The organism is Labrys sp. 22185, assembly GCF_052045555.1.
Taxonomy (GTDB): Bacteria; Pseudomonadota; Alphaproteobacteria; order Rhizobiales; family Labraceae; genus Labrys; species Labrys neptuniae.
The window spans coordinates 1-26,668 of record NZ_JBQEPH010000039.1 but is presented as its reverse complement, the minus strand read 5'-3'; the positions used below and the strand labels follow the sequence as shown (position 1 = coordinate 26,668).

Genomic DNA, 26,668 nt, shown 5'->3' with positions numbered 1-26,668 from the left:
ATCCTGCCGCCGATCGAGATGTTTGGATGATGGCATGGCTGATCCCGAGGCAGGCATGAGCGAGGAAGCGGCACGCGACGCGCGTGCCTTCGAGACGCTCGTGCTGCGTGCGAGGCTGGCTCAGTTCTGGGAACGGGCCTGGCCGCGCTTGGCCGTGCCACTGGGCATTATCGGCCTCTTCGTGGCCCTGAGCTGGTTCGATCTGTTCGCCGTCCTGTCCGGCCTGCCGCGTCTCGTTCTTTTCCTGATCCTTCTTGGCGGGCTCCTCGCCTCGCTCTGGCCGCTCGCCCGGCTGCGCTTCCCCAGCCGGGATGCCGCGCTGCAGCGTATTGACCAGGCCATCGGCCTGCCGCATCGCCCGGCCACCGCCCGGCAGGACCGGCTGGTGCAGGGCGGCGGCGACCCGCTCGCCGAAGCGCTGTGGCGCCGGCACCTGCGCCTCGCTTTGGAGGCAAGCCGCCGGGTGCGCCTCGGCCTGCCTTCGCCGGGCCTGCCGCAACTCGATCGCTATGGCCTGCGCATCGGCGCCATCCTGGCCCTGTTCGTCGGATTCTTCTATGCCGGGGCCGAACGCCTGCCGCGCCTCCTCGATGCCCTCGCCTCCCCCCGGCACGACATCACCGCCCTGTTCTCGGGCCGGGATGGCGAGCTGTCAGGCATGCGCATGGATGCCTGGGTTACGCCGCCACCCTATACGCGCCGCGCGCCCCAGGTGCTCTCGCAGGCCAATCAGGGCGCGCCGATCCCGGTGCCGCAGGGCTCCGTCCTGGTCGTGCGCCTTGCCGGCGACAAGGGTGCCGAGATCGAGGCGCAGGCCGGCACCGAGGACGTGCCCGCCACGGCGGCGGATCAGGACGCCACGGTCGTCGAAAAGCGCCTCAAACTGGTGGCCGACACCGGCATCGACATTCGCCACGGCGATGGCAGCCAGACGCACTTTGCCTTCACAGTCATCCCCGACCGGCCGCCCACCATCGCCTTCGAAGGGCCGGTGAAGCCGGACGGCAAGGGCGGCATGATCTTCAGCTACAAGATCGACGACGACTACGGCGCCACCACGGTGGAAAGCCAGGGCACGCTGCTCACCGACGGCCATGCCCTCTACCAGCCGCCGAAGATCGCCCTCTCCGCGCCCGCCGGCCATGCCCGTTCCGGTACGGTGACGGCAACGCGCAATCTTTCGGCCGATCCGCTGGCGGGAGCGGCCGTCAAGATGACGCTGGTGGTTCGGGACGATGCCGGCAATGAAGGCCGCAGCGATCCGCAGGATGTCACCCTGCCCCAGCGCGACTTCCAAAACCCGCTGGCCCGCGCCCTGGTGGAGCAGCGCCTCAACCTGGCCGTCGATGCCAACCGGGCCCGCGAGGTCAAATACGCGCTGGAAGCGCTGATGATCGCCCCGGAGGACTTCACCAAGGATGCCGGCCTCTATCTCGGCCTGCGCACCGTGCGTGACCGGATCGATCGCGCCAATTCCGATGACGGCTATCGCGATGCCGCCGACTATCTGTGGCAGATCGCGCTCGCCATCGAGGAGGGCGATGGCAGCATCGCCGAGCGCCGGCTCCGGGCCGCGCGCGAAAAGCTGAAGGAAGCGCTGGAACGCGGCGCCTCGCCGGAGGAGATCGAGAAGCTCACCCAGGAATTGCGCCAGGCCTTCAACGACTTCCTGCAGGACTATGCCAAGCGCCAGCAGCAGGCCCTCAAGAACAATCAGAGGCCTGGCGACAAGCCCGTCCGCAACATCACGCCCGAGGAGCTGAACAAGCTGCTCGACCAGCTCGAGAATTCGGCCAAGAACGGCAAGAAGGACGATGCCCAGAAGCTGCTCTCGCAGCTCGACGACATCCTCAACAGCCTGGCCAACCCCGAGGACAGCGTCGGCCAGGGCGATCCCACGATGCAGCAGATGCAGCAATCGCTCAACGACATGGGCAAGATGATCCTGCGCCAGCAACGCCTGCGCGATCAGACCTATCGCCAGAACCAGCCTTTCGGGCAGGGACAGGAGGGTCAAGGGCAAGAGGGCCAGGGGCAGGAAGGCCAGGGACAAGACGGCCAAGGCCCGGGCGATCAGGGGCTGGGGGACCAGGGCTTGGGCGACCAAGGTCAAGGTGGACAGGGACAGGGACCTTCCGGCCAGGGGCAGCAAGGTCAGAACGGACAAGGACAGGGTGGCTCCGGCCAAGGCAGCCCAGGTCAAGGTGGTCAGGGTCAGGGCGAAGCTTCGCCCTCGCTCGACCAGTTGAAGGAGCGCCAGCAGGCACTGCGCCAGCAATTGGAGAAGATGCAGAAGAATCTGCGCGATAGCGGCGCGGAGACCCCGGGTGCCCTGGGCGAGGCCGGGCAGGCCATGCGCGACGCCGAAAACCAGCTTGGCGAGCAGGATGGCGAAAATGCCGTCAATTCGCAGGGACGGGCCATCGAAGCCCTGCGCAAGGCGGCCAAGGGGCTTGCCGAGCAGATGGCGCAAGCCCGCATGAACGGCAAGGGACCGCAGCAGGGCAACAACCGGGGCGGCAAGGATCCTCTCGGCCGGCAACTGCCCGATGGCCCCGATTTCAATGCCGACGGCTCGACCGAGGCGTCTCCTTCCAGGCGCGCCGGCGAAGTGCTGAACGAATTGCGCCGCCGCCTCGCCGATCCCAACCGGCCGAAGGCGGAGACGGACTATCTGGAGCGCCTGCTCAACAAGCAGTGAGCATCGGCGGCTGCAATGACGCCAAGATCGAGAAGGAATCATCCATGTCCGCGACGTCCCTGCGCGCCACCGGCTCATGCCTGTGCGGCGGCGTGCGCTACGAGATCCATGGCACGCTGACACCCGTCAGTGCCTGCCATTGTTCGCAATGTGCCAAGACCAGCGGAAATTTCGTCGCCACCACCGACTGCGCGGCCGCTGATCTCACACTGACGGCTGAGGATACGCTGCGCTGGTATCGCTCATCCGAACGGGCCGAGCGCGGCTTCTGCGCCACCTGCGGCGGCAATTTGTTCTGGCGCGCCCTGGGCGATGACCGCATCTCGATCACCGCCGGCACGCTCGACCGGCCGACCGGGCTCGCCACGCGGCGGCACATCTTCGTCGCCTCGAAATCCGACTATTACGACATCGCCGACGGCGTGGCCCAGTTTGACGTCCGCTGATCCCCCGCTTCAGCCAGGTCGCCGGCATAGGCTTCATTCCGGAATGGCAAGCCCCTGAGGCTATCCAGCCCGGCCCAGCTTGACGACATGCATCTGGCAACGCAGCGCAAAGCCGATGCTCTCATAGAGGCGAATGGCGACCGCATTGCCGGCATAGGCATGGAGATAGGGCTCATCGCCTCCTGCACAGATTTCGCCGGCGACGAAGAGCGAGAGCAGGCGCGCCAGGCCCCGGCCGCGAAAATCGGCATGCGAGCACACCCCGCTGAGTTCGATATAGCCGGGCTGGCGCATGCGCTGGCCGGCCATGGCCGCCAGCCTGCCGTCGATGCGCACACCCCAGAAGTCACCGAGGCTCAACGCCTTCAGTGTGAACGGACCTGGGTTGGTCGCAGTCGCCAGGGCAAGCATCTCGGGGGCATCGGCCAGGGTGAGCTGTCGCACGCGGATATCCTTCACGCGCAGAAAGGTCGTCTCAGCGACCATCTGGACGGCGGCGGCGTGGGAAAGCACGCTCAAACCAGGAGGGATTGCTACAGCATCGGCCTGAGCGAGCACGACGCTGTCGCCATCCGGCACCAGTTCGGCCAACGCCTGCAGGCTTCCGGCGTCGTCCGATGCGGTAGCGGCAAACGGCACGATCGCAGCCGGATAGCGGCGGGCGTGCCAGTTTCCTTCCGCCAAGGTCGCATGCGCACTGGAAAGGGCCGTCCAGACCGGACGATCGAGACAATGGCTCATGGCTTGTTCCTTTCCGGCAGGACGACCCGTTGATCCAGCCGGGCGACGGCGAGACGGTCCTCGATTGCGGAGAGCTGTTCGAGCAAGGGCCCCGTCAGGTCGCCGCACAGATCGGCGACGGCAGCCTCGATCAGCGGCCAGGCCTGCTGCCTGGTCGTGTCGACGAGGCGATGGCCTTCTCCCGTCAGCGTGACCAGACGCCGCCTCTGATCGTCCGGCGCCGGGCTGGCCTCGACCAGCCCGAGCGCCTCGAGCTGGGCGAGACTGCGCGTCGCGCCCGGCTGCGTGATGCCGACTGCCTGCGCCAATTCACCAACGCCGAGTGGCCCCTCCCGGGCGAGCGCTGCCAGGAAGGGATATTGGCTGGCCGGCACCCTGTCGTCGAACACTTCGAGGAAGCGCTGCGTATCTGCCTGCAGCCGCTCGCCGAGTCGCTTCAACCGCGTGCCGAGGGTGAGATAACCAAACTCCCGAACGACATCCACCATGCTTGCCTCCTAAATATATAACAAGTTATATAACACGTTATATATTGAAGCAAGCCTTCGTTCCGAAGGCGCGATCAACGGCCCGAGCCCCTTTCTCCGGCGCCCGAAGCTCTCCAGCACCACCAGCGGCTTGTCAATGCCGGCCGATGATGGGACACACGGCCTGTCACAATGGAACCGGCCGCATCATGAACCCATCCTCCGAAACGGTCGCAAGAAGCGCCACTGCCACCCCGGCGCTGCGCTACTGGCTCGCCGGCGCCGGCCTGATCGTCCTCGCGGCGCTGATTCTCTACGCCATGGGCCGCAATCCGATCTGCACCTGCGGCACGGTAAAGCTATGGGTCGGCGATCCCAACACGGCCGACAATTCCCAGCACATCGCCGACTGGTACACGCTTTCGCATATCATTCACGGCTTCCTGTTCTGCGGCCTGTTCTGGCTGGTGGCGCGCGATCGCCCGCTCGGCTTCCGGGCCCTCCTGGCCCTGGTGGTCGAGGCCGGCTGGGAGATCCTGGAAAACAGCCCGCTGATCATCAACCGCTATCGCGAGGGTACCATCGCGCTGGGCTATGAGGGCGACAGCATCCTGAACTCGGTGAGCGATATCCTGTTCATGCTGGTAGGCTTCCTCATCGCCTCGCGCCTGCCCGTCTGGGTCACTGTGGCGCTTGCCATCTTCTTCGAGCTTCTGGCCCTCTACGCCATCCGCGACAACCTCACCCTCAACGTCATCATGCTGGTCTATCCCGTCGCCGGCATCAAGACCTGGCAAAGCGGGTTGTAAGGTCCCGGTCTAGTTGACAAATCGGCCCCGCCTTCGCCAAGTCTTCGCCTTGCGAAGGGAGCCGACTGCCTTGGCCAGATCATATCGCATTCTCTTCCTCAGCGTCTCCGCCGGAGCCGGCCATATGCGGGCGGCCGAGGCCCTGAAGGAAGCTACGCTCTTGCTGGCGCCCGATGCCGAGGCGCAGCATCTGGACGTGATGGACTATGTGCCCTCGACCTTCCGCAAGATCTATACGGACTATTACATCAAGCTCGTCACCAAGCATCCGGCCCTGTGGGGCATGCTCTACCAGGCGAGCTCGGAGGCCCCGCCCGACGCGGTCTCCCAGAAATTGCGCCGGGCGGTCGAGCGCCTCTCGACCCGGCCGCTGCGCAGCGCCATCGACGAGTTCGCGCCCGACGCCATCGTCTGCACGCATTTCCTGCCGGCCGAACTCCTGATGCGCGAGATCGGCAAGGGGCGCGTCAGTGTGCCTGTCTTCGTGCAGATCACCGATTTCGACCTCCACCGCATGTGGGTGATCCCGCGCATGGCCGGTTTCTTCGCCGGCAACCAGGAGGTCGCCTTCCGCCTCACCGCGCATGGCATCGAGGCCGGGCAGATCCATGTCACCGGCATTCCGATCATGCCGGCCTTCGCGCAGGAGCACGACCGCGCCGCCTGCACCGCCGCCTTCGGGCTCGATCCCATGAGACGCACCTATCTCCTGATGGGCGGCGGCGCGGGGCTCGGCGTCGGGCCGGTGGCCAAGCGCCTCACTGCCGCCGATCCCGAGCTCCAGCTCGTGGTGCTGGCCGGCAAGAACCAGAAAGCGCTGGCGGAACTCCAGGCCCTGGCCCAGAGCCGACCCGGCCGGCTCTTTCCGCTCGGCTTCACCAATGAGGTGCCGCGCCTGATGGCAGCGGCGGATCTGGTCATCACCAAGCCCGGGGGCCTCTCCACCTCCGAATGCCTGGCCATGGGCGTGCCGATGCTGCTCAGCAGCCCCATTCCGGGCCAGGAGGAGCGCAACGCCGATTATCTCATGGAGAATGGCGCCGCCATGAAGGCCATCGACGAGATCGGCCTCGAATATCACGTCGCCCTGCTGAAGGCCGAACCGCAGCGCCTGGAAGCCATGCGCCGCCAGGCCCGCGCCCTCGGCCGCCCGCAGGCCGGGCAGGACGCCATGCGCATCGTGCTGGAGGCCCTGGCGTGAGCGTTCCCAACCACGCCCCCGCCGCGCCGCGACGCGGCGGCCTCGCCCAGCCCGTGGCACTCGTCGCCATGGTGCTCGTGCTCGCCTTCTTCTTCGCCAATGTCGAGATCCAGATCGAGGGCGGCCATGGCTGGGCCACCAGCCTGCCGACCTGGCGCATCGAGCATCACTGGCTGCTCGACATTGTCTGGGGCGGGCGGCCGATGACCGGCTACCATGCCTGGGTGTTTCCCTTCATGGCGATCTTCTTCCATTTTCCGCTGGTGTTCGCCTGGACCTGGTCGTGGCGTCTGGAAGCGCGTGTGATCGCCTGCATCATGATCTTCTGGCTGAGCGAGGACTTCCTATGGTTCGTCCTGAACCCGGCCTTCGGCCTCGCCCGCTTCAGCCCCGAATTCGTGCCCTGGCACATCCACTGGTTCTGGCTGGCGCCGGTGGACTACTGGACCATGTCGACGGCTGGAATCCTGCTGCTGGTCTGGTCCTATCGAGGAACGGGCGCCCTTCCCGTCTTTAGGCAAGGCGCACCCACAAATGGCGAAGGACACCTGCCGTACCGGTGTCCTCCCCGCATGGACTAAACGGTAAAAATCAGCTTCTTAGCCAGGATGCGTTACCTGGAATTGCATGATGATTCGCCGTTCGCTGTCCTTTGCATTGCTTTCCGTTTTACTTGCTGCCTCGCCCGCCCTTGCCCGAGACGCCGGCATCTGTCGCGGTTTCAATCTCGAGGACGACCCTCTCGGCGTCGATCTCTACGAAGTCACCGCGCCGGGCCGGACCTATTTCGTCAAGGGCGCCTCTTCGGACGGCGAGGATTGCCCCTCGACCTCGCCCGAATGCCAGGCCCGCAGCTTCCTGATCGCCGGCGACCGCGTGGTGGTGAACCGCACCGCCGGTGGCTTCGCCTGCGCCAGCTATCTCAACCGCAAGGGCTCTGACATCGCGCTCTGGCTGCCACTCTCGGCCCTGCGCAAGACCAACCCCGAACCGGGTTGGGCCGGCAATTGGCGTAACGCCGAGGGCAACGCCATCCTCGAGATCAAGGAGATCAAGGGCGGCGACATCTCGGTGAACGGCTCGGCTTCCTACAACAATGGGCAGAGCGTCAATACCGGCGAATTCAACGTCTTCGGCGAAGCGCGGGAATCGACGCTCACCTTCGCCTATGACGGCGAGAAGCAGGGTCGCATCGAGGATATCAGCAGCGGTGACGGCACCTGCACCGTGCGCATGGCCCAGCTCGGTCCCTATATCGCGGTGGTCGACAACAATGCCTGCGGCGGGTTGAACGTCACCTTTACAGGCCTTTATTTCAGGCAATGATCAGAGAAAAAGACATGTTCCGTTCCAGTCTGGGCGCCGTATTGCTGCTCGCCGCCGCCACCGGTTCCGCCTTCGCCGCCAACGGCGTCTGCCGCGGCTTCAATTTCCAGAACGATCTTTCCGCCATCAGCCTCTACGAAGTCGCCGAGAGCGGGCGTACCTTCTTCATCAAGGGCCCGACCAGCCAGCGCGAAAGCTGCCCGTCCCTCTCGCCGTCCTGCCGGCAGCGTTCCTTCCTGGTCGAGGGCGACAAGGTGGTGGTGAACGAGATCGAGGGCGATTTCGCCTGCGCCAACTATGTCGACCGCAAGGGCACCGACATTGCGAGCTGGCTGCCCCTGTCGTCCCTGTCGCGGGTCCAGGTCCAGCCACGCTGGGACGGGCGCTGGAGCACCTATGACGGGCGCTCGGTCATCACCATCAAGACCACTGGCGGCGGGCGCATGTTCGTGCGCGGCAACGCCACTTACGACACCGGCTCCTCCGTCAACACCGGCGAATTCGAGGTCGAGGGCGATGCCGGCGAGCGCGACTTCGCCTTCGGCTATGATGGTGGCCAGCAGATGGGCTATGAAGAGGCCAATGCCGGCCCCCGGCGCTGCGCGGCGCGCATGGTCCAGCTCGGCCCCTATATCGCAGTGATCGACAACGACGCCTGCGGCGGGCAGAACGTGCGCTTCACGGGGCTTTATTCGCGGCAATAGTTTGGAGCGCGGACATCCTGTCCGCTCTTCAGCCATAAATTCCTCGCGAAGAAGGATAGGCATGCCTGAGGAGCNCCGCGCTCCGATCTGCCTACCCCCGCATCCTCACCCCCTTGGGATCGAACAGCGGTTCGGGCGCGACCCTGGCCGGGCGCCGCTCGCCGATGATCTCGATCTCATAGGCCGCGGTGGCGTCGAAGGCGGCGGCCTCGACATAGCCGAGCGCCACCGAGGCCTTGGCGTGATGGGCATAGCCGCCCGAGGTGACCCAGCCCACCACCTTGCCATCCCGCCAGATCGGTTCGTCGCCGATGACGTCGGCATCGAGGGCATCGACCACGAAGGTGGCGAGGCGGCGTTTGGGGCCTTCGTCGCGGGCACGCAGCAATGCATCGCGTCCGATGAATTCGCTCTTCTGGGTCGAGACGAAGCGCTCCAGCCCGGCCTCCCAGGGCGTGTAGATCGGGCGGTATTCGCGCGACCAGGAACCGAAGCTCTTTTCCAGGCGCAGCGCGTTGAGGGCGCGGCCGCCGAAGAGCCTGATGCCGAGGCCGGCGCCTTCCTTCATCAGCAGGTCAAACAGCGCGCGTTGGTGCTCGGGCTTGACCCAGATCTCATAGCCGAGATCGCCCGTATAGGTGACGCGCCCGATCAGGGCGGGAACGGTGCCGACATTGAAGCGGCCGACCGCCATGAAGGGGAAGGTCTCCTTCGACAGGTCGGCATCGACGAGGCGGGCAAGGAGTTCGCGCGATTTCGGACCGGCGACCTGCAGGCCGACGAGGTCGAGGCCATGGGCGCGCAGGGTAACGCCGGCTTCGGGCAGGTGCGCCTGGAACCAGCGCATGTGATATTGCTCGGCAAGCCCCGAGCCGAAGATCATGAAGCGGTCATCCGCCTCGCGGGCCAGGGTAAAGTCGCCGATCAGCATGCCGTTCTCGTTCAGCATGGGCGTCAGCACCATGCGGCCCCTGGCCGGCAGGCGGTTCGGCAGGATGGTGTCGAGCCAGGCTTCCGCTCCCTTGCCGCTGATCTCGTATTTGGCGAAGTTCGAGATCTCCAGGAGGCCGACGCCCTCGCGCACCGCGGCACATTCGGCGGCGACATGCGGGAAGTCGTTGGCGCGGCGGAAGGAGAACTCGTCCCTTGCCTCGGCCTTGGACGGCGCGAACCAGAGCGCGTGCTCCAATCCGTTCATGTCGCCGAACACGGCATTGCGGCTCTCCAGCCGGTCATAGACAGGCGTGGTGCGGAAGGGACGAGCCGCCGGCAGTTCCTCGTTGGGAAAGCGGATGCGGAAGCGCCGGGCATAGTTCTCGCGCACCTTGGCGTTGGTGTGGGAGAGCGTGGTCCAGTCGCCATAGCGGGCGACATCCATGCCCCAGACGTCGAAGCCGGGATCGCCATGCACCATCCAGTTGGACAAAGCGAGGCCGACGCCGCCGCCCTGGGAGAAACCGGCCATCACGCCGCAGGCAACCCAGTAATTGCGCAGGCCCCTGATCGGGCCGACCAGCGGGTTTCCGTCGGGCGCGAAGGTGAAGGGGCCGTTGATGACCCGGCGGATGCCGGCATTCTCGAAGGCAGGGAAATGGCGGAAGCCGACTTCCAGCGAAGGGGCGATGCGGTCGAGATCGGGGTCGAGCAGATTCTGGCCGAAATCCCAGGGCGTCACCTTCTCTGACCAGGGCACGCAGGCCTGCTCATAGGTACCCAGCAGCATGCCGCCGCGCTCCTGGCGCATATAGATCTCGCCCTCGAAATCCAGCGCGGTGATCACCTCCTTGCCGGTGGAGGCGTTGATCTCGGCGACCTCGGGCATGTCCTCGGTGAGGAAGTACATGTGCTCCATGGCGAGCACGGGCAGCTCCAGTCCGACCATGCGGCCGCATTCGCGCGCCCAGAGGCCGCCGCAGTTCACCACATGCTCGGCATGGATGCTGCCTTGCTCGGTGGCGACGTCCCAGCTGCCGTCCTCGCGCTGGGCCATGTCGACGACGCGGTTGCGCAGCACGATCTCGGCGCCGAGGATCTTGGCCGACTTGGCATAGGCATGGGTGGTGCCATAGGGGTCGAGGTGCCCCTCCAGCGGATCATACATCGCGCCGGCGAATTGCTTCTCGTCGATCAGCGGCATCAGCTTCTTGGCTTCGGCGGCCGAGATGATCTCGGTGTGCATGCCCAGATACCGGCCCTTGGCATGGGCCATCTTCAGCCAGTCCATGCGCTCCTTGGTGCCGGCCAGCATGACGCCGCCAGTGAGGTGCAGGCCGCAGGACTGGCCCGAGAGTTCCTCGATCTCCCGGTATAGCTCCACGGTATATTGCTGCAGCTTGGCGACGTTGGGATCGCCGTTGAGCGTATGGAAGCCGCCCGCCGCATGCCAGGTCGAGCCCGCCGTCAGCTCCGCGCGCTCGATCAGGGTGATATCCGTCCAGCCGTCCCTAGCGAGATGATAGAGCACCGAGCAGCCGACGACGCCACCGCCGATGACGAGGACACGGGTGTGGGATTTCATGGGGAGATCCTTGGAGCGCGGACATCCTGTCCGCTCTTGGAAAAGTTGTGTTTTGTGGAAGGAAGAGCGGACATCGCGACATGCGAGCATGTCGCTAAGAAGTCCGCGCTCCCAGGGGTTCAAAAATCCGTGGGCGCGCCGCCCTCTTCCTTGCGCTTGGCCACGAAGGCGGCCAGTTCCTCGCGGATGGCCGGATCCATCGGCGGTTCCTCATAGGCAGCGAGGCGCTCCTTGTAGAGCCGGTTGGCGCGGTCATAGCCGGTGGGCGATCCCGCTTCCTGCCAGGTCTCGTAATTGCGCCAGTCCGAGATCATCGGGGCGAAGAAGGCGTTGCGGTAGCGCGCCTGGGTATGGGCGCAGCCGAAGAAATGCCCGCCGGGCCCGACCTCCCGGACAGCCTCCAGCGCCAGTTCGTCATCATCGACCTGGAACGGCATCAGGAAATGCGTGATCATGTCGAGGAGGTCGGCGTCGATGACCATCTTCTCGAAGCTCGCATGCAGGCCGCCCTCCATCCAGCCGGCGCCGTGCATCAACAGGTTGACGCCGCCCATCACCGCGCCCCACAGCGAGAACACGCTCTCATAGGCGGCCTGCACGTCGATGGTGTTGGCGGCGCAGGTGTTGGAGGAGCGGTAGGGCAGGCCGTAGCGGCGGGCGAGCTGGCCGCCGACCAGCGCTGCCTTCATCTGCTCGGGCGTGCCGAAGGCGGGCGCGCCGGTCTTCATGTCGACATTGGAGGTAAAGCCGCCATAGGCGAAGGGCGAGCCCGGCCGCACCGACTGGGCCAGCACCAGCCCGGCCAGCGCCTCGGCATTCTGCTGGGCCACGGCACCGGCGATCGTCACCGGCGCCATGGCGCCCGCCAGGGTGAAGGGCGTGAGCACGGTGACCTGGTTGCGGCGCGCCATCTGGATCACGCCCTCCATCATCGGCGTATCCAGGCGCAGCGGCGAGGAGGAGTTGATGATGGTGAAGAGCGAGGGCTCGCGCTCCAATGTCTCCTGGTCGATACCGCGAGCGATGCGCGCCATCTCGATGGCGTCGAGATTGCGCTCACGGCCCAGCGAATAGGCATGGATGGGCTTGTCCGACAAGGTCAGCATATCCCAGAGCGCATCGAGATGGCGCACGGAGGCATGGATATCGGCCGGCTCGACCGGATAGCCGCCCCACAGATGGATGCTGTCGAGCGTGTGCCCGAGCCGGATGAGGTTCTGGTAGTCCTTGCGGTTGCCGGGCCGGCGGCCGCCCTCGCGATCGGCCACGTTGGGCGCGCTCGCCACCGAGCAGAAGGCGAGATGGTCGCCGCCGAGCACGACGTTGCGGGCCTGATTGCGCGCATGCAGCGTGAAGCCCTGCGGCGCCAGGCCGATTTTCGATTCGACCAGCCCGCGCGGAAAACGCACCCTGTCGGAATTGGGGTCGACCTCGGCGCCTTCGGCCTTGAGAATGGCCTTGGCCTCCTCATGCAGCACGTCGAGGCCGATCTCCTCCAGGATCTGCAGCGAGGCGAGATGGATGGCCTCGAGCTGGTCCGCCGAGACGGCGTTGACCGCCGGAAACGGCCGCCGGGGCTGAGGCCTCGAAGCCGGGGCAGCGCCGCCGGCACGCTGACGCTCCTCCCGGCCACGGCGGCGCGGCCGCTCCGAGGTTTCGAGCGAAAGTTCCATCGGGCTTTGCATGGCAGGCTGATCCTTTTGTCCGATCAGCCTAGCGCGCGCTCCGACGCATCGCCACGGCGAAACGGCGCTATCATTTTTTTGGATCGGGCCATCGAATAAAGGCGCACACGGCGCGCGGGGAGCAGAGATAGAGTTGGTGGGCCGCCATGTCCGGGGGCGGGTCTTCGGACCCGGCCTTACCTGGTCGGCTCGGTGTTCCATGCCGGTCTGAAGACCGGCACCCCAATTTCTCGAGATCCCGCATGTCCCGCTACCAGCTCTCCCACCTGCCACGCATCACCGGAGGGCCGGGGGCCCGGGAACTCGCCGGGGAGCTTACAGCCGCCAGGCTCGGCAAGGGCGCGCAGGTACTGCTGGTGGCCGATCCCGGCCTGAAGGCGACCGGCCTGATCGACGACGTCGAGGCTTCGCTGCGCAAGGCTGGGCTCGGCGTCTCAGTCTTCTCAGAGTTCGGCGGCGATCCCACCATCGCCTCAGCCGATGCCGCAGCCGCCCAGGCGCGGCGCACCAAGGCGAAGGCGGTGGTGTCACTGGGCGGGGGCTCCGCGCTCGACCTCGGCAAGGTGGTGGCAGCGGTTGCGACCACCGCCGCCACGGCGCGGCGCTCGGCCGAGGACTATGAATTGTGCAAGCGTCCCTTCCCGCGCAAGCGCCTGGTCTCGCTGGTCATTCCCACCACCTCCGGCACCGGCTCGGAATGCACCCGCACCGCCATCCTCACCCGCTCGGACAAGGCCAAGGTCTGGCTCTGGGGCGAGGAACTCAAGCCCGACGAAGTGATCCTCGATCCGGAAACCACACTCTCCTTGCCGCCGGTGCTGACGGCCTGGACCGGCATCGACGCCCTCGTCCACGCGCTGGAGGCCACCACCAACGGCAACGCCACGCCGGCCAACAATGTCTATGCGCATGAGGCCATCCGCCTCGCCGTCGGCAATCTGCCTGACGCCGTCGGCAAGGGCAGCGATCTCGCCGCCCGCGAGGGGCTGCAGCGCGCCGCCGCGCTCGCCGGCATCGCCATCGACAATTGCGGTACCGCCGTCGCCCACAATATCGGCCATGCACTGGGCTCGCTGCGCCCGGTACAGCATGGCCGCTCGGTGGCGCTCGGCATGATCGCCACGCTCGACTGGAACATCGAGGGCGATGACGGGCGCTTCGCCGCCGCGGCGCGGGCGATGGGATTGACATCGTCAGCCGACCTGCCCGCCGCCTTCGAGACACTGGTGCGCGGCATCGGCATCAAGGTCTCGCTTGCCGACGAATTCGCAGGCATCACCGCCACGCGCCTCGCCGAGCAGATGGCCCGGCCGGAAAATGCCGCGATGCGCACCTCCAACCGCCGTACGATCGAGGAGGCCGATCTGCTCCGCTTCGCCGAACGCGTGCTGACGCAGGCCTGATCCTGGGACCGCCGGCATCTTGCCGGCTCTCCCTTTCCCCACGCTTTTCGTTTCCAAGAGCCGGCAGGACGCCGGCGGTCCCAGGAAGTATCATGCTCACCACCCCCTTCACCCGCTCCGACTGGGAAGCCAAGGCCGCAGCCCTCAAGCCGGAAGGCCGCGCCTTCATCGACGGCCGCTACGTTCCCGCTCTTTCCGGCAAGACCTTCACCAAGACCTCGCCGATCGATGGCCGGGTGATCGCCGAGGTCGCCGATTGCGGCGCCGAGGACGTCGAGGCAGCGGTAAAAGCAGCCCGCACCGCCTTCGAGGACGGGCGTTGGCGCTCGAAGCCTCCAGCCGAGAAGAAGCGCATCCTGCTGCGCTTCGCCGAGCTTGTCCGGGCCGATCTCGAGCATCTCGCCTTGCTCGAAACCCTCGATGTCGGCAAGGTCATTTCCAATTCGCTCGCCGTCGACGTGCCCTTCTGCGCCGACTGCATCCAGTATTACGCCGAGTTCGCCGACAAGAGCTTCGACGAGGTCGCACCGACCGGCCCCAACGATCTCGCCATCGTCAGGCGTGAGCCGCTCGGGGTGATCGGTGCCATCGTGCCCTGGAACTACCCGCTGATCATCACGGCGTGGAAGATCGGCCCGGCCCTGGTGGCCGGCAATTGCGTGGTGCTGAAGCCGGCAGAGCAGTCGCCGCTCTCGGCGCTGCGCCTCGGCGAACTCGCCCGGCAGGCCGGCCTGCCCGACGGCGTGCTCAATGTCGTGCCCGGTTTCGGCGAGAAGGCCGGCAAGCCCCTGGCATTGCATCAAGACGTCGACATGATCTCCTTCACCGGCTCCACCGAGGTCGGCAAGCTGATGCTGCGCTATGCCGGCGAGAGCAACATGAAGCGCGTGGCGCTCGAATGCGGCGGCAAGAGCCCGCATGTGGTGCTCGCCGATGCCGATCTCGACGACGCCGCTTCCGGCATCGCCTGGGGCATCTATTACAATCAGGGCGAGACCTGCCATGCCGGCTCGCGCGTGATCGCCCATGCCTCGATCAAGGATGAACTGGTCCGCAAGATCGGCGAGGTCGCGGTGCAGCAGATCCCCCTCGGCCATCCTCTCGATCCAGCCGCCCAGATGGGCGCCCTGGTCGAGAAGGGCCATATGGAGCGCGTGCTCTCCTATATCGACATCGGCACGAGGGAAGGCGCTACGATCGCCCATGGCGGCAGCCGGGTGATGGCGGAGACCGGCGGCTATTATGTCGAGGCCACCATCCTCGACGGCGTCGAGCCGCAGCACCGCGTCGCACGCGAAGAAATCTTCGGCCCGGTCGTGGTCGTCAGCACCTTCACAGACGAAAACGAGGCGCTGCGCATGGCCAATGATTCCATCTACGGCCTCGCAGCGGCGGTATGGACCGGCAACATGAACGCCGCGCATCGCTTCACCTCGGGCATCCGCGCCGGGACGGTGTGGGTGAACTGCTTCGACCGTTCCTCGCTCGCCACGCCCTTCGGCGGTTTCCGGCAATCGGGCTTCGGCCGTGACCGTTCTCCGCACGCCATCGAGAAGTACATGGACTTCAAGACGGTGTGGACGGCGTATTCCTAATCTGGGATCGCAGGCATCTCTGCCTGCTTCTCCTTCCCCAGCCGCATCGGTTCCAAGAGCAGGCAAGGATGCCTGCGATCCCAGGAGCAGCTCATGAAAATCACCGGCATCGAGATCACCCACCACCGCCTGCCCCTCGACCCGCCTTTCCATGCGAGCTGGGATTCCAAGCCCCGCACCGCCTTCGACGCCACCATCGTGCGGGTCTCCACCGACGAGGGCCTCGTCGGCTATGGCTCGGGCGACACCATGACCGGCTTTACGGGCCATGAGCGCTTCTTCATCGGCCAGGACCCGATGGCGATCGAGCGCCATTACCGCATCCTCTCCAACATCCAGTTCCATTACGGCCGCTGCTGGCCGCTGGACCTGGCACTGTGGGACCTCGCCGGCAAAATCACCGGGCAGCCGGTGTGGAAGCTGCTCGGCGGCCTCTCCAACAAGGTGGCCGCCTATGCCTCCTCGGGCACGCTGAGGAAGCCCGAGGAACTCGCCGACGCGGCCGAGACCTATCTCGGCCAGGGCTTCAAGGCCTTGAAGATCCGCTTCCATCGCGGCGACTGGCGGGCCGACATCAAGGCGCTGGAGGCGGTGCGGGCCCGTATCGGCAACAAGCTCGACCTGATGGTCGACTGCAACCAGGGCTGGCGCATGTCCTGGGACGCCTATGCGCCCTGGACGCTCAAGGACGCAATCCCTGTCGCCCGTGAACTCGAACGGCTCGGCGTCTACTGGATGGAGGAGCCGCTGCACCGCTCCGACCGGGAAGGCATGCGGCGCCTGCGCGAAATGGTCGACATCCGCATCGCCGGCGGCGAAATGACGCGCGAGCTCTACGAGTTCCGCGATCTGATCCGCGATGGCTGCCTGGACGTGCTGCAGCCCGATGCCGCACTGGTCGGCGGCATCACGGGCCTGCGCCGCATCGCCGCGATGGCGGCCGAGAACAACCTCACCTTCACGCCGCATACCTGGACCAATGGCATGGGCGTCGCCGCCAACTGCCACCTCACCGCCGGGCTCGCCGACGCGCCCTTCATCGAGTTCCCCTACGACCCGCCGGAATGGAGCCTGCCGCGCCGCGACTTCATGATGGCCGAGCCCCTGGCGGTGGACGGTGAGGGCATGATCACGCTGAGCGAACAGCCCGGCATGGGCTACGCGTTGGACGAGACGATGCTGGCGAAGACGCGGGTCGGCTGAAGCTTTCGCCGAAAAACGGCCCTTGATTCCGCCGGGTAGCGCTGCCCCTCACCTGTATCCTCTCCCAGCAAGAGCGGGGCGAGGAGGGCATCGGCGTCGGGCTTCATGCGGAAATCGACTCACCTCGCCCAACCGTTGAGCGAAACGCAGTGCTGCGAGGAGATACACAACATTTGCGTCCCCTCGCCTCGCTCTTGCGGGGAGAGGGAGGTGAGGGGCTACGCCACCGACCAAACAGCTCCTGTTGCCGCGTGCCCCCGCTCCTACCGCCCCCGGTGCCGCGACAGCACGAGCGTGGCGCGTGCCCTGATGCCGGGGAAGCGGGTGTTCACCCCGCTCCAGCGCCAGAACAGCCGGTTGCCGCGCCGCCAGGCCGTCACCGTGCCGCCGTCGATGCAGGTACCGCGGCCATAGCGGATATGCTCGCGATAGCGCACGATGGCACCGTGCTGGCTACGCCGGATCAGCACCCCGCCGCAATGCAGGCTGGGATAGTCGATGCGGGCGTTGCCCTGGCCGTCGAAGATGAGATGGATGCGCCAGCGGCTGGGCGGCGCGCCACGCTCGCTCTGCACGCCGGTGCCGACCCAGGCAAGATGGCGCTTGGCCGGCGGCGCGGCGGCGACAGCCGGAACCGTCGCGGCGGCAAACAGGAGAAGGAGGACAAGGCGGAGCATGGACTTCATCATCCTTGCCTAGCCAGCCCCTTCAACCTTGGCAAGGCGGTGTCGGCGCGGCCCGCAAAAGGATAGGCTCGCCCCACAATAGCGGGGAAAACCCATCATGGCCGATGCTGACGATTTCAGACGGTTCGCCCTGTCCCTGGGCGGTACCAGCGAGGCGCCGCATTTCGAGCGTACCGCCTTCAAGGCCGTGCGCATCTACGCCACCCTCGCTCCCGACGGCCTCGGCGCCAATCTCCTCTTCACGCCGGAAGAGCAGGAATTCAAATGCCTGCTCGCCCCGGATGTCTTCCGCCCTGTTGCCAATGCCTGGGGTCGGCAGGGCTGGACCACGCTTACTCTCTCAGCCGCCAGCGAAGCGGAATTGCAGGATGCGCTGGCGATGGCGTGGCGGCACGGTGCAGCCAAGAAGAAGAAAGGCTGATAGCGGCTTCCCTGCGGCTCATCTTCGCTCAGGCCGTCCGCAGCCGCGCCGCGCGCGCCTCCCACCAGACCAGGCCGAGGCTGGCGGCGACGATCAGGGCGGCGCCGGCGAAGACATGGGGCTTGGGCACATCCTGCCAGAGGAGATAGCCATAGATGAAGGCCCAGACCAGGCCGGTATATTCCACCGGCGCCAGCGCCGAGGCCGGTGCGTAGCGATAGCCCTCATAGAGCAGGTACTGGGCGATGCCGGAGACGAGGCCGAGGCCAAGCATCAGGCCCCAGCCCATGGCATCCGGCGTCTTCCAGATGAAGGGCAACGCCGCCCCGCACACCAGCACGAACAGGCCCGATGTAGCGATCATCTGGTTGGCCGTGCTCTCGGAACGATTGATCAGGCGGATCAGCACCGTGCCCCAGGCCCAGCAGAAGGCAGCGAACAGCACCATCGCGGCCGGCAGGAAATCGGGCCGTCCCGAGGGGTCGGCCGCGACGATCACGCCGAGGAAGCCGGCAATCACGGCAAGCCAGCGGGCAACGCTTACCTTCTCCTTCAGGATCAGGATGGAGAGCACCACCGCCATCACCGGAGCGCCGAAATACATGGTGGTGAGATCGGCCAGGCCCAGATAGCGCGAGGCGTTATAGAAGCTGAGCCAGGCCACCAGCAAAAGCAGGCCGCGCGAGGTCAGCGCCCATTTGTTGCGGCTCTGCCAGATCGGCGGCTGGCCCTGGCGCCAGGCGATCGCCATGCCCACGACCAGGATGACGACCGAGCGCAGGAACAGGATCTGCGGCACTTCATAGCTCGCCACCAGCCATTTGACGGCGGCATCCTGGATGGCGAACAGGCAATAGCCGACCGAGGCCAGCGCGATGCCGGTCAGAGGGCGTGAATCGGGGGGAGTAAGGGGGGGCATGCAGGGGTACGCGAGGCAGCAACGCAGAGCTGATAGAGGGGCTATAGCACCGTCCCCGGCTCGAGGCGAGCGAGAGCCCTGTGCTCAGATGTCGCGATTCGGTGGAATCTTCCTGGCAAGATCCAATACGGTTCGCTTAAACATCTTCCGGATTTGCACGACCCTTGTCATTGCCGGGCCCGACCCGGCAATCCAGCATCTTGCGGTCGGGGCTTGAAGATACGCGGTCAAGCCCGGCTATGACACATCGAAGCGTTTTTCCCTTCAGTGAACCGCATTGCGCCAAAACCAGCGGGTGTCGCCGGTCGCGAACCGAAACGTCGTGACCCGCAGACGCCTCTCCTCCTGTGGCACTAACCTCCATGCGTCATCATGCCCCTCGTCCAGGTCGCGCGTAGAACATTGAGTTCAGCCGAACCGGATGATGTAAGAGGATGCGATTTTCTCCCGATCGCCGCGATCAACGGGGTTCGACATCATGGACAGGCGCTGGCTGCCGCTGAACGCTTTGCGGGCCTTCGAGGCAGTGGGGCGGCAAGGCAGCTTCACCGGCGCCGCCCAGAGCCTGCTGGTCTCCCAAAGCGCCGTCAGCCGCCACGTCATCGGCCTGGAAGACTTCCTCGGCGTGCCCCTGTTCGACCGCAAGCCGCCGCAGCCGGCACTCACCGAAGCCGGCAGGCGTCTGCTGCCCGTGGTGGAGAAGGCCTTCGAGCGTATCGACACCACGCTGGAGGAGATCATGCGCGAACGCGGCGAGCCGCAGCGCTCCCTCCGCGTGCTGCTGCCGACGACCTTTGCCCAGCGCCTGGCCGTGCCGATCCTGCGCCATTTCCGGGCCGAATTCCCCGACCTCAAGCTCGACATCGATTCCCGTCCGGTGCCCGGCAATGCCGAGCGCGAGGCCGACGTCGCCGTGATCTACACGCCGCCCCGAGTGGCGCCGCAGGTGCTGGACCTGCTCTGGATGGTGAAGCTCACCATCCTGTGCCATCCCGACGTCGCAGCGCGAGCCGCCAAGACCGACATTGCCGGCTTCCTCGCCACCAATGACCTCCTGCACGTCAAGCTCGACAGCCGCCCTCCCGCCTTCCTGTGGCAGAATTTCGCCCGGGCCGCCCATGTCGCGCCGGGATCGCTCGACCGTGGCCTCATCTTCGATACCGCCCAACTCGCTGTACAATACGCCCTATCGGGCGAAGGCCTGGCGCTGGTCGATCCAGTGCTGTTCGAGGACGAGATTCGGGCCGGCCGCCTGATGCGGCCCTACGATATCCATGTCGACGACGGCTATGGCTATTACCTCTCCATCCATCCCGACGACCTCGACCGCCCAGAGATCGCCCTGTTCCGCTCCTGGCTGATCCGCCGTTTCTCGCGCCCGCCCTTCCTCGGGGACGGCACGCCGCCAGCCAGTTGATCCGCCTCCTCCCATACACCGCGTCCAACACCCTCCTGCCACGAGTTCGCTGCCTTGCGTTCCCCCTACGCTTCCATCGCCGCCCTGCTGGTTGCCGTCGCCGGCGTATTGGCCGGCAATGGCGTTCTCACCACCCTTCTGCCGGTGCGCGCCGAGCTCGAACATTTTCCGGCGCTGGCCATCAGCCTGATGGGCTCGGCCTATTTCGGCGGCATGCTCGCCGGCGCCTTCCTGACCCCACGCCTCGTCCAGCGCTTCGGCCATATCAGGGCCTTCGGCCTGTCCTCGATCTGCGGCGCGGTGATGATCCTGGTCGCCGGCACGCTGGTCGAGCCGCATGCCTGGGTGATCATCGGCTTCCTGCGCGGCTTCTTCCTGGCCGGCATCTACGCCATCGTCGAAAGCTATCTGCAGGGCAAGGCGGAGAACCGCATCCGCGGGCGCCTGCTCGGCCTCTATTCCATCACCCAATATGGCGGCTGGGCGATCGGCAACCAGTTCATGCGGCTGGGCGATCCGGCTGCCTTCACCATTTTCGGCGTCGCCGCGGCCGTGGTGATCGTCTGCCTCGCGCCGCTGCTGCTGATCGAGGATGGCCCACCGCCCAAAGGCACACGCCGGGCCGGCATGCGTCTTCTCTGGCTCCTGCGCACCACGCCGGTCGGCTTCGTCTGCGCCACGCTGATCGGCTTCGCCAATGGCCCCTTCTGGTCACTCACTCCTGTCTACGCCACCAAGCTCGGCATGGACGGGGTACAGACCGGCACGCTGATCTCGGCCATTACCCTGGGCTCGGCCGCCTTCCAGTTCCCTGTTGGCCGGCTCTCCGACGCCTTCGACCGGCGCAAGGTGCTGATCGGCCTCACCGCCCTGACCGCCCTGGTCGAGATCGGCATCTACTGGTCCGGCAAGCTCCTGGTCGGCTGGCCCTTCGTGATCACCGGCTTCGTGCTGGGAGGCATCATCTCCACGCAATATTACGCAAGCTCGGCCTATACCAACGACATCACCGGCCGCGAGAATGCCGTCGGCGTCGCCTCCGCCTTGCTGTTCCTCTATTGCATCGGCGCCGTGCTCGGCCCGATCACGGCCTATTATGTGATGCACTGGCTCGGCGATCCCGGCCTCTATCTCCACAATGCCGGCATCCACGCCGCCATGGCGGTGTTCATCCTGCTCAGGGTGCTGAGGAGCCCGGGACGGGACAAGGCTGACACGACAACGATCTGATCGGTCTCTCACAAAGATCACCTTCTCCCCTTGCGGGAGAAGGTGCCGGCAGGCGGATGAGGGGTCTCATGATCCTATGCCGGTGTATCGGCTCGCCTCATCCGGCGCTTCGCGCCACCTCTAGTCAACTCAAGAGAGTTAACGACACCCGCAAGGCGAGAAGGCTTGTCGCACCCCCACTTTGCCATCCCTACCAATGCGCCGCCACCGCCGCGCAGCCGATCAAGCCGGGCGTGGGATGGGTGATCAGGCGGATCGGGATCTCGCGCAGGAATTTCTCCAGCGGACTCTTGGCCTCGAAGGCGGCGCGGAAGGCGGCCTCGTCCATCAGCGGCGAGAGCTTCTGCACCACGCCGCCATAGAGGAAGACGCCGCCCTTGGCCGCGAACATCAGGCCGACATCGCCGGAAAAGCGGGCGAGATAGTCGAAGAACAGATGCGTGGCCTCCACCGCCACCGGATCGGCCCCCGCCACAGCCGCCGTGCCGATCTCGGCGGCGCTGCGCTCGGCGGGATGGCCGGCCAGGGTGGCGAGCGCGGTATCGATGCGCTGCAGGCCCGGGCCCGACAATACATGCTCGCCCGAAACGCGGCCGATCTTGGCGCGGATGAGTTCATGCGCCTTGGCCCAGTTCCCGGATGGCGCGCCGATCTCGGCATGCCCGCCCTCGGACGGCACCGCGATCCAGCGCGAGCCGCCGCGCACCAGGGCGCCGACGCCGAGCCCCGTTCCCGGTCCGAGCACCGCCATATTGCCACCGGCCACGGCGGTGGAGACGCTGCCGATCACCGTGGTGTCGGCCTGCGCCAGATGCGGCAAGGCATGGGCGACGGCCTCGAAATCATTGATCACGTCGAGGCGGGCAAAGCGCAGCTCCGCCGCCAGGGTCGGCGGATTGAACAGCCAACTCTGCCGGTTGGTCGGCCCGACCATCTCGCCCGCCACCGGCCCGGCTATGGCGACGACCCCGGCATTGGGCCGTTCGCCGACATCGGCGATATAGGCTTCGATCGCCTCCCGGAAGGTCGGAAACCGCTTGTTCTCGTAATGCCGCTCGCTGCGATAGTCGGTGCGGCCCTGAACGACGAGGGCAAACCGGCTGTTGGTGCCGCCGATGTCGCCCAGCAAGGTCAGGTCTGTCATGAGAATCCGTCTTCTTGGTTGTTGCCTATAGCGTTTTACGACTTGATCGGGGCAGCAAGATGTAGCGCCTGCCTTCCTCGCGTCAAAGCCCTTTGAAGGATCAAGCCCGGATCAATCCGGCCGCCCTTCATGCTGGCGCCAGGCCGGCCCGATCACCGGATGGGCCTGCAGGGTCTTGTACAAGGTCCGGAAAGCCGGCAAGGCCCGCGCCTGTTCATGCCAGCCGGCGATCATGGCGGCATAGACGTCGACGATGGTGACGATATCGCCGAGCAGGAAAGGCCCGACCATCTCATTGGCGAGCAGGGTGAAGATACGCTCGGAATCCCGCTTGGCCGCTTCGGCGACCGCGGCCTTCGCCGCCTCGCTGCCATCGGCCGTGAAGCGATCGGAATAATAGGTTCTCAAGGCCGCTGGATAGGCGTTGGTCGCCAGGAACATCAACCAGCGCAGCGAGATGGCGCGTGCCGTCGAGCCCGCGGCTGGCAGCAGGCCGGCGCCGGCGGAGGCTTCGTCGATGGTGAGCAGGATCGCCGCCGTTTCGGTCAGCACCGTGCCGCTGGGCAGAATCACCGCCGGGACCTGCGCGGCGGGGTTGACAGCAAGGAAATCGGGCGCCTGCTGCTCGCCCTTGTCGGTATCGATCAGGATGCGCTCGGGCGTGATCCCCGCCCAGGCAAAGGCGACGTCGACCACCAGGGAACCGGTGCCGGGACACCAATAGTGCCGCCATTGCCGCATCGCGTCCTCCTCCCGAGCCTTATACTTGCCGTTGTATTGTTAGGCTGGATTCGCCGTCATTGCGAGTTCCGCCAATTCGCGGGATTGGCGGAGCTCGCAATGGCAGCCCCATGATCGGCACATATGAGACGCGACGGAGTGCCAGGCCTCGTTCAGAATCCCTTGATGATTTCCTCGACCATTTTCTTGGCATCGCCGAAGAGCATCATGGTGTTGTCCTTGAAGAAGAGCTCGTTCTCGACGCCGGCATAGCCCGAACCCATGCCGCGCTTGATGAAGAGGACGGTCTTGGCCTTCTCGACATCGAGGATGGGCATGCCGAAGATGGGCGAGGCCGGGTCGGTCTTGGCGGCGGGATTGGTGACGTCGTTGGCGCCGATGACGAAGGCGACGTCGGCCTGGGCGAACTCGGCATTGATGTCCTCGAGCTCGAACACCTCGTCATAGGGCACGTTGGCCTCGGCCAGCAGCACGTTCATGTGGCCGGGCATGCGGCCGGCGACGGGGTGGATGGCATAGGAGACGTCGACGCCCTCTTCCTTGAGCTGGTCGGCCATCTCGCGCAGGGCATGCTGGGCCTGCGCCACCGCCATGCCGTAGCCGGGCACGATGATGACCTTGCCGGCATTCTTCATGATGAAGGCGGCATCGTCCGCCGAGCCCTGCTTGACCGGGCGCGTCTCCGGGCCCTTGCCGCCGCCGCCGGCCGCCGCCGCATCGCCGCCGAACCCGCCCAGGATCACCGAGATGAAGGAGCGGTTCATGCCCTTGCACATGATGTAGGACAGGATGGCGCCCGACGAGCCCACCAGCGCCCCGGTGATGATCAAGGCAAGGTTGCCCAGGGTGAAGCCGATGCCGGCCGCCGCCCAGCCCGAATAGGAGTTGAGCATCGAGACCACCACCGGCATGTCGGCCCCGCCGATCGGGATGATGATCAGCCCGCCCAGCACCAGCGAGGCGATGACGATCAGCCAGAACAGGGTGTGGCTGGCCGAGAGCACGAAGGCGATGATCAGGGCGACCAGCAGCGCGGCCAGGGCCGCATTGATGACATGGCGGCTCGGCAGCAGGATCGGTGCGCCCGACATGTTGCCGTTGAGCTTGGCGAAGGCGATCACCGAGCCGGTGAAGGTGATGGCGCCGATGGCCACGCCCAGCGACATCTCCACCAGCGACTGCGCTTCGATCTCGCCGCCATGGGCGATGCCGAAGGCGGCGGGGGCATAGAGGGCGCCGGCGGCCACGAACACCGCGGCCAGGCCGACGCCCGAATGGAAGGCGGCCACCAATTGCGGCATCGCCGTCATCGCCACGCGCTTGGCCACCACGGCGCCGAGCCCGCCGCCGACGGCCAGGCCTGCGACCACCAGCAGCCAGCCCGACACGCCCGAGGGCGGGGCCACCGCCAGCGTGGTCAGCACGGCCAGGCCCATGCCGATCATGCCGAAGCGGTTGCCCTGGCGCGAGGAGGTCGGCGAGGACAGCCCGCGCAGCGCCAGGATGAACAGGACGCCGGCGACGAGATAGAGGAACTGGGTGAGATTCACGGACATGGACGCTTCCTCACTGGCCGGCGCCGGCGGCCGAAGAGGCCCCGGTCTTCTTGGTCTTGTCGGCGGTCTTGTCCTTGGGCTTGTACATGGCCAGCATGCGCTCGGTGACCAGGAAGCCGCCGAAGATGTTGATGGAGGCCAGCACCAAAGCCAGGAAGCCGAAGCCGCGGGCCCACCAGGGACCGCTCTCGTCCCCGGCCAGGGCGACGCCGACCGAGAGCAGGGCGCCCACCACGATCACCGAGGAGATGGCGTTGGTCACCGACATCAGCGGGGTGTGCAGGGCCGGGGTGACCGACCACACCACGTAATAGCCCACGAAGATGGCGAGCACGAAGATGGCGAAGCGGAAGACGAAGGGATCGATCGCCCCGCCGGTGGCGGCATGGGCGACGCCCCCCAGCGTGGCGGCGAGCTGGTCGGCATAGTCCTGGGCGTGTCTGGCGGCCTCGCCGGCAGCCTGCGCCGCGGCCTGGGCCTTGTCGAGAAGCTCTTGGGGCGTGTCGGCCATGTCGGTCTCCCTCGATGGGATGGATCTGATTGGGGGGCGGGTCTTCAGATCCGCCTCTTGATGAGATGCAGTCCGTTCCAGGCGGGTCCCGCTCCATCTCCCGATGGAGCTGAGAAGACCCGCCCCCGATCGTCAGGCCGGCTGGGGCTGGAAGGAAGGATGCACCACCGCCCCGTCCTTGGTGAGGAGGGTGGCCTTGACCAACTCGTCCTCCCAATTGGGCGCCAGCGTCTTTTCCTTCTTGTCGACCAGCGTCTCGACGAAGGCGAAGAGGTTGCGGGCATAGAGCGAGGAGGCGGAGGCGGCCAGGCGGCCGGGTACGTTGAGATGGCCGATGATCTTGACCCCGCCCGGCGTGACCACGACCTCGCCGGGGCGGGCGCCCTCGACATTGCCGCCGCGCTCCACCGCCAGGTCCACCAGCACGGAGCCTGGCTTGAGGCTGTCCACCATCTCGGCCGAGACCAGGCGCGGGGCGGGCCGGCCGGGGATCAGGGCGGTGGTGATGACGATGTCCTGCTTCTTGATGTGCTCGGCCACCAGGGCGGCCTGCTTGGTCTGGTACTCCGCCGACATCGGCTTGGCATAGCCGGCCGCGGTCTCGGCCTGCTTGAACTCCTCATCCTCGACGGCGACGAATTTGGCGCCGAGCGAGGCGACCTGTTCCTTGGCGGCGGGGCGCACGTCGGTGGCGGTGACCACCGCGCCCAGGCGCCGGGCCGTGGCGATGGCCTGCAGGCCGGCGACGCCCGCCCCCATCACGAAGACCTTGGCGGCGGGCACGGTGCCGGCGGCCGTCATCATCATCGGGAAGGCCCGGCCGAACTCGGCACTGGCGTCGATCACGGCCCGGTAGCCGGCGAGGTTGGCCTGGGAGGACAACACGTCCATCACCTGCGCCCGGGTGATGCGCGGCATCAGCTCCATGGCGAAGGCCGACACGCCCGCCTGCGCCAAAGCGGCGAGCGCCTCGTGCTGGCCGTAGGGATCCATGATGGCGAGCACCAAAGCGCCATGGGGATAGGCAGAAAGCTCGTCCGCCCGCGGGCGGCGCACCTTCAGCACGATGGCCGCGCCCGCCAGCGCCTCGGCATTGGAAGCCACCACGCTCGCCCCAGCCGCCGCATAGTCCTCGTCCGTGATCCCGGACGCCAGCCCCGCACCGCTCGCGACCCGAACCGTCGCGCCAAGCGCAAGCAGCTTCTTCACCGTGTCGGGCGTCGCGCCAACGCGAGGTTCGCCGG

24 protein-coding genes are annotated in these 26,668 nt (G+C 66.4%); 13 read left to right on the top strand and 11 right to left on the bottom strand.

Annotated features, from left to right (window positions below; translation table 11 throughout):
• Positions 1-34 precede the first annotated feature (34 nt).
• Positions 35-2,701 carry a TIGR02302 family protein gene (locus ACTJKX_RS34050; RefSeq protein ID WP_440728019.1) on the top strand — a complete coding sequence of 889 codons (2,667 nt, stop codon included), beginning with the start codon at positions 35-37 and terminating at the stop codon, positions 2,699-2,701.
• Positions 2,702-2,745: 44 nt separating this feature from the next.
• Complete coding sequence (locus tag ACTJKX_RS34045) at positions 2,746-3,147, top strand: GFA family protein (protein WP_311932736.1); 402 nt, start codon at positions 2,746-2,748, stop codon at positions 3,145-3,147.
• A gap of 60 nt (positions 3,148-3,207) precedes the next feature.
• Here ACTJKX_RS34045 and ACTJKX_RS34040 read toward each other — a convergent pair whose 3' ends face one another.
• Positions 3,208-3,888 carry a GNAT family N-acetyltransferase gene (locus tag ACTJKX_RS34040; protein ID WP_440728018.1) on the bottom strand — a complete coding sequence of 227 codons (681 nt, stop codon included), beginning with the start codon at positions 3,886-3,888 and terminating at the stop codon, positions 3,208-3,210.
• Positions 3,885-4,376, bottom strand: coding sequence for a MarR family winged helix-turn-helix transcriptional regulator (locus ACTJKX_RS34035; RefSeq protein WP_440728017.1), 492 nt, complete (start codon positions 4,374-4,376; stop codon positions 3,885-3,887). Before ACTJKX_RS34035 ends, ACTJKX_RS34040 begins: the two co-directional genes overlap by 4 nt.
• Positions 4,377-4,564: 188 nt before the next feature.
• Here ACTJKX_RS34035 and ACTJKX_RS34030 point away from each other — a divergent pair, with 188 nt between their 5' ends.
• The 5 genes from ACTJKX_RS34030 to ACTJKX_RS34010 all read left to right on the top strand — a co-directional run bounded on the left by ACTJKX_RS34030 (position 4,565) and on the right by ACTJKX_RS34010 (position 8,395).
• Positions 4,565-5,164 carry a DUF2585 domain-containing protein gene (locus ACTJKX_RS34030; protein ID WP_440728016.1) on the top strand — a complete coding sequence of 200 codons (600 nt, stop codon included), beginning with the start codon at positions 4,565-4,567 and terminating at the stop codon, positions 5,162-5,164.
• Positions 5,165-5,234: 70 nt separating this feature from the next.
• A complete protein-coding gene (locus ACTJKX_RS34025) occupies positions 5,235-6,365 on the top strand; it encodes an MGDG synthase family glycosyltransferase (protein ID WP_440728015.1) in 1,131 nt (376 codons plus the stop codon).
• Entirely contained in the window at positions 6,362-6,946 is a 585-nt protein-coding gene (locus tag ACTJKX_RS34020; RefSeq protein WP_440728014.1) for a hypothetical protein, read from the top strand. The genes ACTJKX_RS34025 and ACTJKX_RS34020 overlap by 4 nt, the downstream gene beginning before the upstream one ends.
• Positions 6,947-6,992: 46 nt before the next feature.
• A complete protein-coding gene (locus tag ACTJKX_RS34015) occupies positions 6,993-7,691 on the top strand; it encodes a hypothetical protein (protein ID WP_440728013.1) in 699 nt (232 codons plus the stop codon).
• A 14-nt stretch (positions 7,692-7,705) separates the two neighbouring features.
• Complete coding sequence (locus tag ACTJKX_RS34010; protein WP_440728012.1) at positions 7,706-8,395, top strand: hypothetical protein; 690 nt, start codon at positions 7,706-7,708, stop codon at positions 8,393-8,395.
• Between the two features lie 91 nt (positions 8,396-8,486).
• Here ACTJKX_RS34010 and ACTJKX_RS34005 read toward each other — a convergent pair whose 3' ends face one another.
• Both ACTJKX_RS34005 and ACTJKX_RS34000 read right to left on the bottom strand, forming a co-directional pair.
• Positions 8,487-10,913, bottom strand: coding sequence for a GcvT family protein (locus tag ACTJKX_RS34005; protein ID WP_440728011.1), 2,427 nt, complete (start codon positions 10,911-10,913; stop codon positions 8,487-8,489).
• Between the two features lie 119 nt (positions 10,914-11,032).
• Positions 11,033-12,586 (bottom strand): trimethylamine methyltransferase family protein, encoded by a 1,554-nt coding sequence (locus tag ACTJKX_RS34000; protein WP_440728029.1) that lies wholly within the window; start codon positions 12,584-12,586, stop codon positions 11,033-11,035.
• Between the two features lie 254 nt (positions 12,587-12,840).
• Between ACTJKX_RS34000 and ACTJKX_RS33995 the strand changes: the two genes are divergently transcribed.
• The 3 genes from ACTJKX_RS33995 (at position 12,841) to ACTJKX_RS33985 (ending at position 16,799) form a co-directional block, all read left to right on the top strand.
• A complete protein-coding gene (locus ACTJKX_RS33995) occupies positions 12,841-14,001 on the top strand; it encodes an iron-containing alcohol dehydrogenase (RefSeq protein WP_394315357.1) in 1,161 nt (386 codons plus the stop codon).
• Positions 14,002-14,093: 92 nt separating this feature from the next.
• A complete protein-coding gene (locus tag ACTJKX_RS33990; RefSeq protein WP_440728010.1) occupies positions 14,094-15,596 on the top strand; it encodes an aldehyde dehydrogenase in 1,503 nt (500 codons plus the stop codon).
• 93 nt (positions 15,597-15,689) lie between these two features.
• Positions 15,690-16,799 (top strand): mandelate racemase/muconate lactonizing enzyme family protein, encoded by a 1,110-nt coding sequence (locus tag ACTJKX_RS33985; protein WP_440728009.1) that lies wholly within the window; start codon positions 15,690-15,692, stop codon positions 16,797-16,799.
• A 263-nt stretch (positions 16,800-17,062) separates the two neighbouring features.
• Here ACTJKX_RS33985 and ACTJKX_RS33980 read toward each other — a convergent pair whose 3' ends face one another.
• Complete coding sequence (locus ACTJKX_RS33980; RefSeq protein ID WP_440728008.1) at positions 17,063-17,476, bottom strand: hypothetical protein; 414 nt, start codon at positions 17,474-17,476, stop codon at positions 17,063-17,065.
• Between the two features lie 106 nt (positions 17,477-17,582).
• Between ACTJKX_RS33980 and ACTJKX_RS33975 the strand changes: the two genes are divergently transcribed.
• A complete protein-coding gene (locus ACTJKX_RS33975; protein ID WP_440728007.1) occupies positions 17,583-17,906 on the top strand; it encodes an MmcQ/YjbR family DNA-binding protein in 324 nt (107 codons plus the stop codon).
• Positions 17,907-17,934: 28 nt separating this feature from the next.
• On the opposite strand, the gene ACTJKX_RS33970 is transcribed toward ACTJKX_RS33975, so the two are convergent.
• The gene (locus ACTJKX_RS33970) at positions 17,935-18,825 is read right to left on the bottom strand and encodes a DMT family transporter (protein WP_440728006.1); all 891 of its coding nucleotides are present in this window, start codon (positions 18,823-18,825) and stop codon (positions 17,935-17,937) included.
• Between the two features lie 478 nt (positions 18,826-19,303).
• Here ACTJKX_RS33970 and ACTJKX_RS33965 point away from each other — a divergent pair, with 478 nt between their 5' ends.
• Both ACTJKX_RS33965 and ACTJKX_RS33960 read left to right on the top strand, forming a co-directional pair.
• Complete coding sequence (locus tag ACTJKX_RS33965) at positions 19,304-20,242, top strand: LysR substrate-binding domain-containing protein (RefSeq protein WP_440728005.1); 939 nt, start codon at positions 19,304-19,306, stop codon at positions 20,240-20,242.
• Positions 20,243-20,296: 54 nt separating this feature from the next.
• Positions 20,297-21,472 (top strand): MFS transporter, encoded by a 1,176-nt coding sequence (locus ACTJKX_RS33960; RefSeq protein ID WP_440728004.1) that lies wholly within the window; start codon positions 20,297-20,299, stop codon positions 21,470-21,472.
• 190 nt (positions 21,473-21,662) lie between these two features.
• Here the strand turns inward: ACTJKX_RS33960 and ACTJKX_RS33955 are convergent, their stop codons facing one another.
• The 5 genes from ACTJKX_RS33955 to ACTJKX_RS33935 form a co-directional block, all read right to left on the bottom strand.
• On the bottom strand, positions 21,663-22,616 hold the full coding sequence (locus ACTJKX_RS33955; protein WP_440728003.1) for a glucokinase: 954 nt from the start codon (positions 22,614-22,616) through the stop codon (positions 21,663-21,665).
• Between the two features lie 111 nt (positions 22,617-22,727).
• Positions 22,728-23,357 carry a glutathione S-transferase family protein gene (locus ACTJKX_RS33950; RefSeq protein WP_440728002.1) on the bottom strand — a complete coding sequence of 210 codons (630 nt, stop codon included), beginning with the start codon at positions 23,355-23,357 and terminating at the stop codon, positions 22,728-22,730.
• 152 nt (positions 23,358-23,509) lie between these two features.
• Complete coding sequence (locus tag ACTJKX_RS33945) at positions 23,510-24,913, bottom strand: NAD(P)(+) transhydrogenase (Re/Si-specific) subunit beta (protein ID WP_440728001.1); 1,404 nt, start codon at positions 24,911-24,913, stop codon at positions 23,510-23,512.
• 10 nt (positions 24,914-24,923) lie between these two features.
• Positions 24,924-25,424, bottom strand: a complete 501-nt coding sequence (locus ACTJKX_RS33940) for a proton-translocating transhydrogenase family protein (RefSeq protein WP_068299804.1) — start codon at positions 25,422-25,424, stop codon at positions 24,924-24,926.
• A 132-nt stretch (positions 25,425-25,556) separates the two neighbouring features.
• Positions 25,557-26,668: Re/Si-specific NAD(P)(+) transhydrogenase subunit alpha (locus ACTJKX_RS33935; RefSeq protein WP_440728000.1), on the bottom strand; the 1,112-nt coding region annotated here is incomplete at its 5' end.